We start from the raw sequence: 15,430 nt of genomic DNA, 5'->3' as shown, positions 1-15,430 counted from the left end.
ACCCCTCGCCGAACCGGCGAATGAGCCGTCGCGTCAGCCGATTTCACGCCGCCCGCATCGTCCTGCTAAGGTCTCTCCTCGCGCGCCATTAGCTCAATTGGCAGAGCAGCTGACTCTTAATCAGCGGGTTCGGGGTTCGAGTCCCTGATGGCGCACCATTACTGCAGGTCAGGCGACGTGTCCGTCTCTGGGGCCACCCGCAGATCTCGACTTTGATCCGGAAAAAGGTCCGACTTTGAGTCTCGGACGTCATTCTCGATGGCCGCGTCGAGCGCGGCCGCGGCCGCTGGGTTCTTCGATCGGCGACCCATGTACACGTCTTGGGTCAGCGAGGGCCGGGCGTGTCCGAGCTGGTCGGCGATCTGCCGCGCAGACTGGCCCGCGTCGTCCAGGATGGTCGCGGTCGTCTTCCTGAAGCTGTGCGACGTGATCCATGCCAGGGCGTCGGCCTCCGAGGGCTCAGCCGCTTCCTGGGCCAGCGTGACGATCTCGGCCCGACTGCTCCCCCGCAGGTCGTAGAGGTCGATCAGGGTGAGGACTTGGTCATCGTCGAGCCGGACGCGACCGGATTCGATGAGCTCGATGCGGGTCTTCGGCCAGGCAAGTGCTTCCGCCACGTCCGACCTCGACCGCCTTGTCGACCTCCGAGCCTGCGCGAGGGCGACGCCTAGCTGTCCCCGTGCTCGGCTCCCGAACGGCGAACGAGCCTGCCGAAGATCGCGCCGGACATTGTTGGGGTCGCGGAAGTTGCCCAGCGCGTCGCAGAACACCGGCTCGTCGGGCCGGACTCCCTCGGCCCACCTGCGCTCGAGCATGGCCAGGCAGCTGGATGGCAGCTTAAGCACGCGCTCGCCGGCGACTGACTTCGTGCCGATCCGGACCAGCCCTTCGCCCTTGATCCGCGTCACCTGGTGGGTGATCTCCACTTCGCCGACCCCGAGGTCGACCTCCGCCCACAGGAGTCCGAGCGCCTCACCGATTCTTACCCCGGTGGCCAACAGGAAGGCGGTCAGGTCAGGCAGATCGGCGGCCACTGCACGCGGGTCGGCGGCCAGCATGGCGAACCAGGCCGTCCGTTCCTCCTCATCCAAGGCACGAGGTCGGCGCTTTGGCCGGGCAGGGATGCTTCCGACATCACGGACCGGATTGGCCGAGATCGCCCCATTCCGGACCGCAAGGCTCAGGACGCCCGAGATCACCGTCCGCGTCAACTTAGCGGTGGGTGGGCCTACCCGCTTCTTGACGGACTGGATGACGCTGTCCACCAGCGGGGTAGAGATCTCTGCCAGGCGGACATCTGCCAGGGCCGGCAGCACGTGGCCGTCCAGCTTGCGACGGTAGGTCTCCCGAGTACCGGGCGACCGCCGGCCGTCCTCAACCATCTCGCTGATCTGGTCGAACCAGAGCTCGGCGGCGACCGAGAATCGGTCTGTCGACTTGAGCGATCCGCCATGGCGTGCCGCGGCCCGCTGGCGCAGCTTCGTCAGCAGGCTGGCTTCTGCCGCAGATCGAGTGCGGGCCTTGGCTACGACCTCACGGGTGACACCATCGAAGTCCCGGTACATCGCCCGGGCTCGGTAGGACGTCGCCTTACCCTTTCGGGCGGGCCCCACGGGACTAACCCATACCCGACCCCAGGTCCCGAGCTCCAGCGGCGCCCTAGCCATGCTGGCGCCTCACGACGCGAGCTGCTTGCGGCTCTCGACCCACGCGACGACGTCGTCCTGAACGTAGCGCAGGTGCTTGCCCACGCGCAGCCATGGAGGGCCGTGCTTCTCCAACCGCCACTTGTAGAGCGTCTTGACGGGCACACCCAGGTAATCCGCCACCTCTTCAGTGCCCCACAGGGGGCGCGGCTTCGCCGTCTTTGTCTTGAGATCCATGGACCTCTCCATTCCCATCGCGTCGCGCTCGTGGACCAGCGCGACCTCTGATATGACAACGGGAACGAAGGGGCACTATGGGGACTCCGGCCCGCACCACGCGCATATTCCGGACCGTGCAGAGCCTCCCTCAGTCGTAACCGTCGGAGCACAACCGAGGCACAAGACCGACGGTGGTTGAGCGCGATCCGGCACGGCAAAGGGCTGATAGGCCTCTCCTTGCGAAGGGTTCAAGAAACCAGCGCGCGGAATGACGACGTGCTCGGGGCGCGCCACATGGATGCAAGAGTGCAGCGCACGGACCCCGCAGCACAATCGGGGCACATGTGGAGCGCGACGGCCAAGCTGGTTCTGCACCGATAAACAGTGCTCGGTGTGCCGCCCGCTCATCATCGGCTTTGCCGTCCGTCGGTAACCCACGCCGCGATATCCCCACAGACTATCGACGTACGTCGTGGGCAATCGTTGTCCTTCGGCCGTGCTTAGATAGCCAGCCGGCCTCAGCCCAGGTCGATGGTGTAGTCCGGCTCGGTCTTCTCGCGGACCACGTCCTCGGTGATGCCCTCGGCCAGCTCGCGCAGGACCAGTCCGTCGGGGGTGACGTCGAAGACGCTTAGGTCGGTGATGATGCGCTGGACGACGCCACGGCCGGTGTAGGGCAGCGAGCACTCGTCGACGATCTTGTAGGAACCGTCCTTGGCGTTGTGCTCCATCAGCACGATGACCTTCTTGGCACCGTGGACCAGGTCCATCGCGCCGCCCATGCCCTTGACCATCTTGCCCGGGATCATCCAGTTGGCGATGTCGCCCATGGCCGAGACCTACATGGCGCCGAGGATCGCGGCGTCGACCTTGCCCCCGCGGATCATCCCGAAGCTCGTGGCAGAGTCGAAGAAGGAGGATCCGCGGCGCAGCTCCACAACTCTCCTTCGTGCGTGCTCCCCTCAAGGTGACCGGGGGGTCATCGGCCGAACCGCTACTGCTGAACGGGGAAATGGATCAGTTTCCGGTTCAGGAACTCGGCGAAGCCTTCCGGGCCCAGCTCACGGCCGAACCCGGATCGCTTGGTGCCCCCAAACGGCAGCGACGCCCCTCCGCCTTCACGTTCGTTGATCCAGACCATTCCCGCTTCAAGCCGGTTTGCGACGTCAACGGCTACGTCCGGGTTGTTGTGGAAAACGGCCGCGCCCAACCCGTACGGCGAGTCGTTGGCCATGTCCACGGCTGCGTCGATATCAGCCACCCTGTGCACGACTGCAACAGGTCCGAACAGTTCCTCGTGGTAGGCGCGCATGCCGGGCTCAACACCGGTGAGCACAGTGGGAGGGAAGTACGCGCCCGGTCCGTCGAGAGGCTGGCCGCCCGTCTGGGCCACAGCTCCCTTGTCCAGCGCGTCCTGAACCTGAGCGCTGAGTTCGTCGACGGCTTGCTTCGACACGAGAGGGCCGTAGCCAGCATCGTTGGAGGTCGGGTCTCCTGGCTGCATCGCAGCCATCGTGCGCGTGAACTCGGCGACGAAGTCGTCGTACAGATGATCGGCGACGATGAAGCGCTTGCCCCCGTTGCATGACTGTCCAGCGTTGCTCAGTCGCGCCTTCGTGCACTGGAAGGCGACGTCGCTCAGGTCGTCAGTCTCCAGGACGAGGTAAGGGTCGGACCCGCCCAACTCGAGCACGACTTTCTTGAGGTGCTTGCCAGCGAGGCTGGCCACCGCAGCTCCTGCCCTCTCACTGCCGGTGATCGAGACGCCGCGCAGACGCGGGTCGGCGATCACTCGCTCGAGCTGTTCGTGGGTCGCGAAGAGGTTGATGTAGGCGCCCTCCGGAAGTCCAGCCTCACGGAACAACTGCTCAATGAGCAGGGCCGATTCCGGACACTGCGACGCGTGCTTGACCAGGATGACGTTACCCGCGGCCAAATTGGGAGCCGCAAACCTCACGACTTGGTAGTAGGGATAGTTCCACGGCATGACGCCAAGCAGCATGCCGACCGGGGTCTTCCTGACGATGGCGCGGCCACCGGAGGTGCTCTTCCGGACCTCGTCGCCGAGAAACTCCTCGGCGTGATCGGCGTAGTAGATGGGGATGTCGATCCCGTACTGCAGTTCACCCTTGGCGTCCACGACCCGTTTGCCCATCTCCCGCGAGATGACCGTGGCCAAATCGTCGCGCCGCTCTTCTATGAGATCGGCAAAGTTGCGCAGGACCTGCGTCCGCTCCTTCAGGGGCGTCTTCCGCCATTCTTCGTACGCGTTCGCTGAACGGTTCAGGGCGTCGTCCAGCTCAGCTTCGGTCAGCGTCGCGAACTCTGTTTCCGTCTCGCCCGTTACAGGGTTGGTGACGCGGAATGTGCTCATGCGGTTCAGAACCTTTCGGGTATAGCGTTGGACCGAAATGCGTTGACGCTGTTGGGGCGTCGGTAGGGACCGGACTCACTGGTCGTGACGAATGACCGCCGGGGTGAAGTATCCAGCGGTGGAGCCGCCGTCCACACTGTGCACCGCCCCAGTGACGTAGCTCGACTCCTCCCCCGCCAGATGAAGAACGGCCTTGGCCACCTCGGCGGGTTGCGCGAAGCGGCCCAGCGGCACGGTGCCTTGGTAGTACTCCCAACTGTCAGAGTCGCCCTCGAAGATCCGCTCAGCCATGGGCGTCTCGACGAAGCCGGGCGCCACTGCATTCACCCGTATGCCGCGAGGCCCCAGATCTAGGGCTATGGCTTTCATTAGCCCCACGACGCCGTGCTTGGAAGCGCAATATGCGGCGTAGCCCTGGGCTCCGGTGATACCGGCATCAGAGGCGACCATCACGATGGCACCGCGAGTCTCGAGCAGTTCGGGAAGCACCGCGCGGACGGTGTTGAACGTGCCGGTCAGGTTGACGTCGAGGCATCGTTGCCAGTCCGCCTGGCTCAACGACAAGATGTCGTCGACGACTTCGATACCGGCACAGGTAACTGCAGCCGTCAGGGGCCCCCGGTCCATACGCGTCTCTGAGATGGCAGCCGCGAGCGAAGCGGCATTGGTGACGTCAGCTTGGGCTGTCATCACCTGGGGTGACCCAGGTAGCTTGTGCACGTCCTCGATCAGCGAATGCAGACCGGTCTCATCGCGGTCCAACGCGAGCACCTCGTAGCCGCGCTGGGCAGCGAGAACCGCGGTTGCCCGCCCGATGCCCGATGCCGCTCCTGTGACAAGGACGGCACCGGGCGTCGGACCGGTCATCCGGCGCGGACGGGTTCGCCGGTCTGAGTACGCTCCGGCGCCCCGAGCATGGCCCGATACTCCCCCGGCGTAGCCACCGGTCGTCCCGTGACTTCGGCGATCAGCTGACCCATGTGGAGGGCCTGCAGGTTGCTCTGAATCTTGTCCTGGCGGTGGGGGTAGAGCCAGTACGTGTCCTCCATGCCGACGCGGATGTGCAGACCCATGAGGGCGGCCAAGGTTGCGACGTGGGTCGACGCGCGGCCGGCGGCGCAGACCATGATGAAGGCGTCCGGGTCGATGTCCTTGATCGCCGAGACGGTGCGCGTGAGGCCCTCGATCATCTGGCGAGGGTTCTCCATGGGGCTGCAGCCCGGGAGCGCGGGGAGGACGAGCCACACGGCCGGGGTTTGGATCAGGCCCGGCTTGATGAGGAAGCGATCAGCGTTGGAGACGTCCGCGTCGGTGTAGACCGCGATCTCAGGAACTGCACCGGCCTCGTTGATGAGGCGAACCTTTTCGATCATGACCGGCGCCGGCTTCACGAAGAGCGAGTCGCCGATGTACGTGGCCGTGGTGTTGATAGGCGCGGCGTCCAGCAGGCCACTGCTCAGGACCTGCTTCATCAGGTCCCACTCCCCGTCGAGCGCGGGGACCAGGCAACCATCAACCACCAGTGAGGGGAACTCGCTGTGCAGCGGGTCGATGACGTGATGGAACCTCTCCGGTGAGAGGACGTTGTAGCCCTGGTCGTCGCGGACGTGGATGTGGACCGTGCTTGCGCCAGCGCGGGCCACCTCGCGGGCTGAGTTCAGGATGTCATCGGGTGCGATCGGCTGATTCGGGTTCTGGCTGTGCTGGAAGAAGGCGCCGGTGATCGCGACTGAGACCGCGAGCTTCTCGGGGATGTCCCACGGTGTCGAGATGGGTACGTCGTGGTAGGCCGAGTGCTCGAGATCAAGGACGGTTGGCAAGCCGTACGGGCGCCAGATCATCTTCTCGTTTTCGCGGGCGACGCCCTTGCTGACGCGCTCCCAGTCGATGTTGGTCATGGTGATAGTCCTTTCGTAGACGTTCTGGTTCATGAGGAGTAGCCGTTCACCCAGTTGGGCTCGTGCGCGACAGAACGGTCCTGTCTGACCCACGCGGGCTGGCCATAGATGGATTGGCCGCCGTCGACTAAGAGCTCCGCGCCCGTGATCCACGCGGCCCTGGAGGAAGCGAGGAACGCGACGGCGTCCGCGACCTCAGTGGCGTTCCCGAGTCGCCCAAGGGGAGTCAGAGAAAGCAGGCCTTCCCGGACTCCTGGCTCTGCCAGCATGCCGCTGGTCATGGCCGTCTCGACGACCCCTGGCATCACCACGTTGACGCGGATACGGTGCACACCGAGCTCGGCCGCCGCCGACTTGGCCAGGTGGTTCAGCGCTGCTTTGGTGACGCAGTAGGCGCCAACCTGGTCGCCGTGACTCGCAGCGAGGTTTGAGGATATGAGCGTGATCCAGCCACCCCGCCGAGCACTGGCCATCGCCTGAGCTGACACCTGAAGCATGTGGAAGGTGCCGTTGAGGTTGACGTCCACGTGCCTGTGCCACGTCGAGACTGGCATGTCGAGGACTGGGCCGAACTTGGCGTAGCCGGCGTTGGCGACGAGGCCGTCGATTCGCCCGAGGTCCGCGCGGATCTCCGCGATGGCGCTTTCGACTGCGCTCCGGTCGGTCTGGTCCACGGTCATGATTAGGATTTGGCTAAGGCCTAGCTTCTGCCAGCCCGCGTCGGCTTCTTCCAGGGCTCGCGTGTCTCGATCGAGAGCCACGACCTGGTTGCCGTCCGTCGCCAGGGACTGGACAATGCGGCGACCCAGCGCGCCGGCGGCACCCGTGACCACCGCGACGGGGATTTGCCGGTCGGTCTGTTGGGGCGTCACGTGATCAGCCCCACTCGTTGGTCGATGCGCAGCGCCTGCGCCTCCGCCCAAGCGCGAGTCTGCTTGAACGGAAGCGTGTCTCCCCAGGCCAGGGACAGTGGCGTGAGGGCAACTGCTCCATGAGCCAGTGCGTCGAAGTCTGTACCCGGCTCGTCGTGGATCGGCGGGTCGGACTCGTCGTTGACATGGAATGTGAAGAACCCATGTCCGTGTTCGTTGTGACCCTGCTCGAGGCCTCCGCGGCGATAGGCGCGTCGTCCCAATCGCACAACCCGGGTGGCGCTGCTGGGTACCGCACCGGGAACATTCACGTTGACGACCGTCCTGGCAGGGAGGGGATCTGCGCAGGCAGCGAGGGCAAGTTCGGCCGTGATGACACCGGCGGCGTCCCAGTCGTACCCGTCACGATCCACCAACCGGAAGCGTCGGTCGCGGGACTGCTGAGAGACGGCAATGCTGCCAATTCCCAGCAGCGCACCCTCGACGGCTGCCCCAACGGTGCTTGAGTACGTAGTGTCGTCACCGAGGTTGGCGCCTTCGTTGATGCCCGAGACGACGACCTTGACATCCGGCACGAGGTCGCTCATCAAGGCCACACGAATGCAGTCGACGGGTGTGCCATCGCAGGCATAGATCGGGTTGCCGGCGTCGTCGTTGACCTGGTCGAACCGAACGGGTCGACGGAACGTGGCGGCGCGAGATCCCCCGCTCCGGGGTCCGTCCGGTGCCACAGTGACCACACGCAGGCCGACGGCGAGGAGCGCGTCCCGCGCGGCGGCGAGGCCGTCGCTCTGGTAACCGTCATCGTTGGTCAGCAGAACGGTCATGTTCGCACCTCACTGTGGTTTGGCTGGTTACGGAAGGCGTCGAGAGACTCTCGGTCGGGCCGGAGTGCGATGGTTGACGGAACCGTGGTCGGCGTGCCGTTCAGTGCCCACTCCGCGGCAGTCGCTCCGGCGATCGCGCCCATGGTGACGCCGACTCCGCCGAGCCCTGCACAGGTGACGACGGTTGGGTCGCTCTCCGGACCGAGGATGAACCGGCTGTCAGGGCTCAGCGGATAGATGCCGGTCCATCCCGGCTTGAATCCGAGGCCGTCGACCCGGAAGCGCTCCGTCAGGTGCTCCGCGACCTCGTAGAGGTACTCCTCGGAAACCTTCGTCCGGTAGTCGTCCGGATCGGCGACGGCGATGTGGTCGAGCACCGTATAGGTGTGCATGCCTGCGATCAGCGAGTCGGGACCGTCCTGGCGGAAGTAGAGCGCCTCGCCAGCCTGGCCGGGCATATAGAGGTTCACCATGGGAACCACGTAGTCGAGTTGATGAGGGAGCTTGACCTGGACGACCTCATGGACCTGTGGCAGCAACGGGACCGGATGCCCGAGGAGGACTCCCACTTTGCCTGCCCATCCGCCTGCGGCGTTGATGACGAGGTCGAAGGTGTCCACTTCGCCGTCCAGTTGGAGGGCGTGGTGCCCGTCAGGCGTGACGTGGTGACCGGTGACCTTGGTCCGGCTTCGCAGGGTGGCGCCGGACTCTGTGGCCTCGGCGAGCAGCACGTCGCACAACTGTTGACCGTCGAGATGCCCATCATTCGGCCCTAGGAGGCCCCCAACGAGGTCGGTCACATTGAGGTCCGGGACCAGGCGATGCAGGCCATCCCGATCGAGCAAGATTGAGTCGTCGGCTCCGAGCTGGTGCTGCAGGTCGATTACGGCCTGGAGACGGGGAAGCTGGCTTTCATCGGTGGCGACGCGGACATTGCCGATGCGGGACAGATGGAGCCCCCTGTCCCTCTCGAGCCGGAAGAAGAGCTCCCGGGCATGGATTCGGATCTCCACGTCGAGCGGGTCGAGTGTCTGGATGTTGTAGACCCCGGCACTGCGGCCCGATGAACCGGTGCCCGGGTGGTTCTGTTCGATCAGCGTGACGTCAGCGCCGAGCTCGGCGGCGCGCCGGGCAGCTCCGCAGCCTGCTACGCCGGCCCCGATGATGGCGATTCGGATAGCCACGATCACTCCTGCGGGAGGGTTTCAAGGATGTATAGGTTTGCGAGGGTTCCGCCGTCGACGATGAGGTCCACCCCCGTGATGCCGGAAGCCTCGGGCGAGACGAGGTAGGCCACAGCCGACGCGATTTCGTCCGGTGTAAGCAGGCGACGCAGCGGTACCCGGCCGAAGTCGCTGCGCATGTGGGCCAGCATTGCAACGCTGGTGGCTTCGGCAGCCATGTCGGTGAGCGTCCAACCGGGACTGACCGCATTGACCCGGATCCCCTGCGGCGCCAGCTCGACGGCTGCTGCCTTGGTCAATCCGACCAGACCGGCCTTGGCCGCGACGTAACTGGAGAACGGTCCGTCAGCTCCGTAGGCGTCGATGGAGGTGATGTTCACAATTGCGCCGCCAGCTGTCATGCGTGTTGCGGCCTGCTGCGCGACGAAGAACGGCGCGGACAAGTTGATGCCGATGACTCGGTCCCAACCCGCGCGGGTCACGTCGGCGAATGCTGCCTCGTCCGCGACACCAGCGTTGTTGACCAGGATGTCCAGGCGTGGGCTGAACTCGTCGACCTTGGCGAAGAGCTCGCGCAAGCCATCCTCTGTGGAGACGTCAGCCACGACGCCGCGCGCCCGACCATGCACACGGAGGTTCTCGGCGGCCATGTCGACGGAGTCGGCATTACGACCCACGATGACTACGTCGGCACCGTCCTGCAGAAGCCGCAGAGCCATGGCGAAGCCGAGGCCGCGGTTGCCGCCCGTTACAAGAGCCGTCAGTCCGGTGAGTTTCCCCATGTCAGCCAGCCCGACTCGCGGGAGCGGCGATGAGGTCACGGATGCGGACGCGCTTCCCGACCTGGCCGTTGACGAGCTCATGCAGCTCAAGGCCACCCCCGCCGCGGCTGACTCGGCGCAACGCCGTAAAGAAGGCCGACGGCGACAATGTTTCGGGGGCAAGCACTCCTGTCTCGGTGACCTCGCCGTCGATCAGCATCACGAGGCCAGCCGCTGCTGGAACGCCCGTGGCCTCCTCCATCGGGGTGACGGCGCCGGAGGAAAACCGCAGGCCATTTCCGCCGGAGTGGACGTCGATCTGCAGGCCGCTGCCGACTCGGGGGTTGTCAGGACGGGTGTCGCGATAGCTGGAGAAGACAGCGACGGCGGCGTCCAGGGTGCTTGAGGAGATGTCGGCGCGCTTGGGGTCCACGGCATAGGCAAGCGCCCACGCGGTCCGCATGGCGTCGAGGGGAGTAATTGCACCGTGGTTGATGGCGCGCTGCACGGGAAGGAACAACGGAGCCGTCAGAGGCTCTGGATGCGCCAACCGTGCGACGGTCTGCTCCCCGACAGTGCCCGGGAACACGACCATCTTCGTGTCTAGCTCGTCCCATGCCGGCACCGGGTGGGTCGTTCCGTCCGCCTCCACCAGGTTGAAGCAGTGCCAGAAGTGGCGGATCGCCGCGTCGGTGATGTCGGCGACGTCAACGGTCCAGGAGATCTCGACGTCCTCGACCGGGCCGAGATAGTCGACTGCAGCGCGGATCAGGATGTTCGTTGTTCCGGGCGATGAGCCCATGCCGATGACGGCGGTCACGCCGGCGGCTCGGGCTGCCTCGGCCCGCTCCAGCATGGGGAGGGTAACGTCGGCGTCGTCGCAGATGTCCAGGTAGGCCGTGTGGGTTTCGATCGCCGCATCGAGGACCTGGGCGCCGGTGCGGTAGTACGGTCCGGCGAGGTTGGCGACGATGGCGCCCTCTGACAGCAGAGCCTTCAGCGCTGAAGCGTCCTTCAACGGGTCTACCTCACGGGTGGTGATTCCCAGAGCTTCAGTGGCGGCGTGGGTTTCGGTGCGCCACAGGCGGTCGACGGCCAGCCATGTGGAGACGTCTGTTCCTCGAGCGGCGGCGGCGAGCATCGCCTGAGCCTGGGCGCCGCCAGCGCCGATGACAATGACCTGATACTGACGGGAGTTCATTCGTTCTCCTGGAGGGTGGAAAGGATGAGTTGGCGTGCCGCCCTGCGGTCGACCTTGCCGGAGGCGGTGCGGGGCAGAGACTCCATGACGAACCACTTCTCCGGTATGGCGTAATCGGGCAGCTTCGACTCGATCTGATGAACGGTTAACTGCTCATCGAAGGTGGTGTACGGACGGAGTTCGACGGCGGCCGCAATGCGGTTCTGGAGGATGGGATCCTCGATGCCGAATACCGCGGCCTGCGAGATGGCTGAAACGTCTGCGAGGCACGACTCGACGAAGGCTGGAAGGACCTTCTCCCCACCGCGGTTGATGACATCGTCCACTCGACCTGTCAGCCACAGCAGCCCCCGCTCGTCCTGAAAACCCAGGTCGCCGGTTCGCAGCCAAGGGCCGTGGACCTTCGCCGCGGTGAGGTCCGGCCGCCGCCAGTACTCGAGCATTCGCGTGGGTCCGGAAACCCACACCTCACCGACCTGCCCGACCGGGGCTGGGCTGCCGCTGTCCGCAGCAAGCCGCATGTCCACGCCCGGAGCCGGGAAGCCGACCGATTCGCCGTCGGACAGCATGAGCTCGTGCGGCAGGAAGCTGCATGCAGACGTGAACTCCGTGAGGCCATAGCCGTGCACCAATCGCAGTCCCGGCCACCGGTCCATGAGTTCCTTGCTCCATGCGGACGGCATTGGACTCCCGCCGAAAAGGACCACCCGGGCGCGTGAAAGTGCATCGTTGGCGCCGTCCGCGACCATGAGTAGTCGGAGGATGGACGGAACAGCGGTGACGAAGGTGACAGGTTGGCGGGCGAGTGCCGCCGCGGCGTCCGCGGTTCGGAACTTCCGTAGCAGGTTGGTGCGCCCGCCGCACACGAGCATGTGCCCGAGCTGGTCGACGAACCCGGTGTTGTGGAACAGAGGAACCAGCACCAACGTGCTGTCAGCCGGGGAGCTGGCCAAGTAGTCGGCAAAGACAGCTGAGCCGGCAAAGAGGGCGGACGAGCTGATGACTGCACCTTTCGGCTGCCCTGTCGTGCCAGAAGTGAAGCTGATCAAGGCTGCTGCGTCCGGGGCGGACGCATGCGGAGAGGTCAGGTGAGCGCCGTTCGTCCCGCGCGTCAGTGCCGTCAGTTCGAGGACTGACCTGTGGTCATTCATCACCTCTTGGGCAAGGTGCCGATGGTCTTCGTCGTGCAGAACGAGTCGGGCGTCCAAGAGGTCGACCTGTTCGCCGAATTGGGCCGGACTTAGCCGATTGTTGGCCGGCGCGACTACCGCGCCCGCGTGCAGGACCGACAGGTAGGCGACGACCCATGCCACAGAGTTGTGGCCCACGATGACCACCCGCTCGCCCGGGTGCACATGGAGGGCTCGAAGCTGCGCCACGCCGTCCTCGACACGGATTCTCAGGGCGGCGTAGCTGATCGCCTCGCTGCCATCGTCCACAGCCACGGCGTTCGGCTGGACGTCTGCCCAGTGCACCAAAGCTTCGGGGATGGACGAGAACGTCCGCTGGTCGGCCAGGGGCGGACGTGCTCCCCCGTCCATCAGCATCGTGCGTCCGGACGGAGCCGGCGCGCGAGACGCAGGTAGTCGTCAAATGCGCCACTGTCGATGACCTGAGCCGCCTGCCTGATGTTGCGCTTTGCGTGCGCCTCGTAGGTCCATCCGTCCAGCGGTGTCGTCTTGTAGCCGAGATACGGCTCCGCCATGAGGGCCCAGGTGGCCTCGCGGATACCGGCGACGAATCGCATGAGCTCCACGCGGGCTCGCTGGCCGTCGTCAGCGTCAGGGTCGTAGGCCCTCAGAAGTGTTCGGGTCTGCCAGTCATCGAGCTCGGCCTGGCAGCAGAGTGACCCCAGCTCGAAGGCGGTCCATCCGTAGCCTGCGTAGTCGAAGTCCACGAGTCGAATATCGTCGCCGTCGACCAAGTAGTTCTGAGGCACGGAGTCGCTGTGACAAAAGCCCTTGGGCAGGTCGCGGTTGACGAAGAGGGCTTCGATCCGCAGCAATGCCGCAAGCATCTCGTCAAGGCGATCCGGTCGCGGTGCATTGTCGGCGTCCGCGCAGTCGATGAACGTACGCGCATCGTCAAAGGGCGAAAAGATGCGGGACTTCGTGCTGTTGATGTTGAGGCGGCGCCACGCTCCGGCAACCATGGCGAGGTAGCGCTCCTCGCGAAGCAGCTCGGGAGTCAACTGGAACCCTAGGATGAACTCCGAGAGGTAGTCACCGCGAGGCAGTTCGGAGGCCAGGACGCGGGGCGCCAGCCCGTGCTCTGCCGCTTCCTTCTGTGCGGTGATCGCTGCCGCTCGATCCACGCCCCAGCGCGCGGCATCGGCGTCGCACAGCCTCAGGGCGTACCGATTGCTGCCGGACTGCACGACGAGGTTCACGTTGCTTGCCCCGCCCTGCAGCATTGCCAGAGTGACCTCGCCCTGCATGTGGTGGACGGCCTGACGCTCCAGAAAACCAACGGCGTGCTGGTAGACCTCGTCGCTCACGCCGGGCAAGGCCCGGTAGCTGCGTTGCGTCGCGGTCATGTGATCACTCCCTTGGATGCGTGTCGTGTCCGGCTGTTCAGGCCGCGGTCGCTGGCTTCATGGCTACGACGCCCTGTCGGTAACCGCCTTCACGGACGGCGAGCTCCTCGAAAAGGGCCAGGGCGCGGTCGTGACGAAGGACCTCGGGCCCGAACGCTCCGGCAGGGGCGCCGGTCTCGAGCAAAGTAGTAACGGCCGACGCGGCACCTAGGCCGGTGCCACGCGCCATTACCTCGTCGTCGCTGATGGCCAGTGCCCCAAGGACTTCAACTCCCCGCAGGACTTGGACCAGAACCGCGGTGGCGGCGTGTCGCTCGCGGGCCGGCCGGCGTGAGTACCGCTCCCACATCAGCCTCCATAGAAACTCGGCCGGCTCGACCTGCACGCCGCCCACATCGACCTTCACGTCGGTGTAGCCAAAGCCGATCTGGCCAAGCGTGGAGAAGGCCTGGTTCGCCCACTGAGGCAACAAGGCACCCTTGCAGTTGGCGTACTTCAGTTGCGGGTAGTGGCGCGACAGGGTCCGCGGCTCAGGGTGCGCGGTGTCATATGCCTCCACCTCGCCCATGGGCTCCGGGAATCGGTACCGGCCCGCCGTTGAGGAAACGAATCCGGGCGAGTTCTCCCATCGCCCATCGCGCAGGACGGGGCACGGCGAGACCGCCATGTGCAGCATGTGGCGCAGTGGCGCCAAGCCGCCGGGGTCGGTCTCGTGGACCACCCAGGCCACCTGGACGCCGTCTGCCTCCGGGTGGTCGTCAAGAAGCTTGCCTGCCATCCAGTTAGACACGCCGGGTGAGAGGCCTGCGCCGGTGACAAGGGTGACGCCAGCGCGCTCTGCCTCCTCGTGCAGGGCCAAAATGGCGTCGGTGCACTCGATGTCGTCGCCCACGTCGACATAGGAGATCCCGCGGGTCATGGCTGCTCGGGCGACTGCGTCTGAAGCGACAAAGAATGGTCCAGCCAGGTTCAGGACCACGTCAACGCCGTCGAGGGGCAGCGTGTCCGCGAGCACGTCTCCCACCCAGCCCACAATGCGCGAGGGATCCAGCGCCACCGCCGCGTCGACGGACTCCTTGAGGCGGTCACACGCAACAAAGGTCGCACTGGAGTCACTCTCAGCGAGGATCGACAGCGCGCTGCGGCCCATTTGGCCGACTCCTACAACCGCAATTCGAGGCACTGTCTTCTCCAGTTGTGAATGAATGTTCGTTAATATTGGCGCCCGAACTCCAACAGTGTCAACCCCTCGTCGCCTAGGATCTCGCATGAACAAACGTTCACATCCCTCCCAGCGGAAGAGCAGGCGCCATGACCCAGACCGTTGAGCACACTCGTGAGCGCCTCCTGCAGGCCGCCTTGCGGCGGTTCAGCGAGCGGGGGTTCGCCGCCACGACGGTCAAGCAGATCGCCGCCGATGTGGGGTTGAAGGCGCCGGCGATCTACAACCACTATGCATCCAAGGAAGAGCTGCTGGTCGCGGCATCGACCTGGGCGCTGGACGCTTTCCAGAACGACGTGCTCGGTCACGACGACCCCGATTTGAGCGACCTCGATCGCCTAGAGGGACTGGTGAGACGCCACGTGGTCTACCAACTGACGAATCTCGAGGTGGCACGGGCCAACGACCTGATCCTCGACGAGGTCACCATGCAGGAGTCGCTTCCGCAGGGGATGTCGCGCGAGATCCGAGGCCGCATGCGGGTGCATCTCGACCTGACGACGACACTGACGGCGGCCGTGATCGGGTCCACTGCCTATCCCGATGCGCGGACCACGGCCCTAGCCATCACGACGCTCTGCGACCGGGTAAACGTGTGGTACCGGCCGGACGGCCCATTTANCGCCGAGTGAGGTCGCCGACGCCTACTGGGTGTTGGCGAGGCGACTACTCGGCACCTAGGGCGAGCAT

At 65.4% G+C, this 15,430-nt stretch carries 13 protein-coding genes, 1 tRNA gene and 2 pseudogenes; 2 read left to right on the top strand and 14 right to left on the bottom strand.

Going from position 1 to position 15,430, the window contains the following annotated elements; translation table 11 throughout:
• Positions 1-82: 82 nt before the first annotated feature.
• Positions 83-158: transfer RNA gene (locus tag ASG95_RS07635), tRNA-Lys, on the top strand.
• On the opposite strand, the gene ASG95_RS07630 is transcribed toward ASG95_RS07635, so the two are convergent.
• From ASG95_RS07630 to ASG95_RS07565, 14 genes and pseudogenes are all read right to left on the bottom strand, one after another.
• Entirely contained in the window at positions 159-1,565 is a 1,407-nt protein-coding gene (locus ASG95_RS07630; RefSeq protein ID WP_057377096.1) for a site-specific integrase, read from the bottom strand.
• A 111-nt stretch (positions 1,566-1,676) separates the two neighbouring features.
• The gene (locus ASG95_RS07625) at positions 1,677-1,883 is read right to left on the bottom strand and encodes an AlpA family transcriptional regulator (RefSeq protein ID WP_057378799.1); all 207 of its coding nucleotides are present in this window, start codon (positions 1,881-1,883) and stop codon (positions 1,677-1,679) included.
• Positions 1,884-2,383: 500 nt separating this feature from the next.
• A pseudogene (locus ASG95_RS07620) lies at positions 2,384-2,803 on the bottom strand (CoA-transferase); the annotation flags it as partial.
• A gap of 56 nt (positions 2,804-2,859) precedes the next feature.
• The gene (locus tag ASG95_RS07615) at positions 2,860-4,239 is read right to left on the bottom strand and encodes an NAD-dependent succinate-semialdehyde dehydrogenase (protein ID WP_057377095.1); all 1,380 of its coding nucleotides are present in this window, start codon (positions 4,237-4,239) and stop codon (positions 2,860-2,862) included.
• Between the two features lie 75 nt (positions 4,240-4,314).
• Complete coding sequence (locus ASG95_RS07610; protein ID WP_057377094.1) at positions 4,315-5,106, bottom strand: SDR family NAD(P)-dependent oxidoreductase; 792 nt, start codon at positions 5,104-5,106, stop codon at positions 4,315-4,317.
• A complete protein-coding gene (locus tag ASG95_RS07605; RefSeq protein ID WP_057377093.1) occupies positions 5,103-6,137 on the bottom strand; it encodes a 3-keto-5-aminohexanoate cleavage protein in 1,035 nt (344 codons plus the stop codon). Before ASG95_RS07605 ends, ASG95_RS07610 begins: the two co-directional genes overlap by 4 nt.
• Before the next feature lie 29 nt (positions 6,138-6,166).
• A complete protein-coding gene (locus ASG95_RS07600) occupies positions 6,167-7,009 on the bottom strand; it encodes an SDR family NAD(P)-dependent oxidoreductase (protein ID WP_200961888.1) in 843 nt (280 codons plus the stop codon).
• Positions 7,006-7,836, bottom strand: coding sequence for a 5'/3'-nucleotidase SurE (surE, locus tag ASG95_RS07595; RefSeq protein ID WP_057377092.1), 831 nt, complete (start codon positions 7,834-7,836; stop codon positions 7,006-7,008). The genes ASG95_RS07600 and surE overlap by 4 nt, the downstream gene beginning before the upstream one ends.
• Positions 7,833-9,020, bottom strand: coding sequence for an FAD-binding oxidoreductase (locus ASG95_RS07590; protein WP_057377091.1), 1,188 nt, complete (start codon positions 9,018-9,020; stop codon positions 7,833-7,835). Before ASG95_RS07590 ends, surE begins: the two co-directional genes overlap by 4 nt.
• Before the next feature lie 2 nt (positions 9,021-9,022).
• On the bottom strand, positions 9,023-9,802 hold the full coding sequence (locus tag ASG95_RS07585; protein ID WP_162259378.1) for an SDR family NAD(P)-dependent oxidoreductase: 780 nt from the start codon (positions 9,800-9,802) through the stop codon (positions 9,023-9,025).
• 1 nt (position 9,803) lies between these two features.
• Positions 9,804-10,982, bottom strand: a complete 1,179-nt coding sequence (locus ASG95_RS07580; protein ID WP_057377089.1) for a saccharopine dehydrogenase NADP-binding domain-containing protein — start codon at positions 10,980-10,982, stop codon at positions 9,804-9,806.
• Positions 10,979-12,529, bottom strand: a complete 1,551-nt coding sequence (locus ASG95_RS07575) for a class I adenylate-forming enzyme family protein (RefSeq protein WP_057377088.1) — start codon at positions 12,527-12,529, stop codon at positions 10,979-10,981. The genes ASG95_RS07580 and ASG95_RS07575 overlap by 4 nt, the downstream gene beginning before the upstream one ends.
• Positions 12,523-13,518 (bottom strand): phosphotransferase, encoded by a 996-nt coding sequence (locus tag ASG95_RS07570; RefSeq protein WP_057377087.1) that lies wholly within the window; start codon positions 13,516-13,518, stop codon positions 12,523-12,525. The genes ASG95_RS07575 and ASG95_RS07570 overlap by 7 nt, the downstream gene beginning before the upstream one ends.
• Positions 13,519-13,555: 37 nt before the next feature.
• A complete protein-coding gene (locus tag ASG95_RS07565; protein ID WP_082592420.1) occupies positions 13,556-14,788 on the bottom strand; it encodes a saccharopine dehydrogenase family protein in 1,233 nt (410 codons plus the stop codon).
• 41 nt (positions 14,789-14,829) lie between these two features.
• On the opposite strand from ASG95_RS07565, the pseudogene ASG95_RS22350 reads away from it, so the two are divergent.
• Positions 14,830-15,361: pseudogene (locus tag ASG95_RS22350) on the top strand (TetR/AcrR family transcriptional regulator); the annotation flags it as partial.
• Positions 15,362-15,430: the final 69 nt, after the last annotated feature.

The sequence above is a fragment of the Phycicoccus sp. Soil803 genome, assembly GCF_001429685.1.
GTDB lineage: Bacteria > Actinomycetota > Actinomycetes > Actinomycetales > Dermatophilaceae > Pedococcus.
This window is presented reverse-complemented; position numbering and strand designations above follow the sequence as displayed.

Bases quoted from the DNA above. Each gene is read 5' to 3' on its own strand.
- ASG95_RS07565 (WP_082592420.1), bottom strand. From the start codon at position 14,788: ATGCGAGATCCTAGGCGACGAGGGGTTGACACTGTTGGAGTTCGGGCG.
- ASG95_RS07605 (WP_057377093.1), bottom strand. From the start codon at position 6,137: ATGACCAACATCGACTGGGAGCGCGTCAGCAAGGGCGTCGCCCGCGAA.
- ASG95_RS07610 (WP_057377094.1), bottom strand. From the start codon at position 5,106: ATGACCGGTCCGACGCCCGGTGCCGTCCTTGTCACAGGAGCGGCATCG.
- ASG95_RS07615 (WP_057377095.1), bottom strand. From the start codon at position 4,239: ATGAGCACATTCCGCGTCACCAACCCTGTAACGGGCGAGACGGAAACA.
- ASG95_RS07570 (WP_057377087.1), bottom strand. From the start codon at position 13,518: ATGACCGCGACGCAACGCAGCTACCGGGCCTTGCCCGGCGTGAGCGAC.
- ASG95_RS07630 (WP_057377096.1), bottom strand. From the start codon at position 1,565: ATGTACCGGGACTTCGATGGTGTCACCCGTGAGGTCGTAGCCAAGGCC.
- surE (WP_057377092.1), bottom strand. From the start codon at position 7,836: ATGACCGTTCTGCTGACCAACGATGACGGTTACCAGAGCGACGGCCTC.
- ASG95_RS07585 (WP_162259378.1), bottom strand. From the start codon at position 9,802: ATGGGGAAACTCACCGGACTGACGGCTCTTGTAACGGGCGGCAACCGC.
- ASG95_RS07625 (WP_057378799.1), bottom strand. From the start codon at position 1,883: ATGGATCTCAAGACAAAGACGGCGAAGCCGCGCCCCCTGTGGGGCACT.
- ASG95_RS07575 (WP_057377088.1), bottom strand. From the start codon at position 12,529: ATGCTGATGGACGGGGGAGCACGTCCGCCCCTGGCCGACCAGCGGACG.
- ASG95_RS07580 (WP_057377089.1), bottom strand. From the start codon at position 10,982: ATGAACTCCCGTCAGTATCAGGTCATTGTCATCGGCGCTGGCGGCGCC.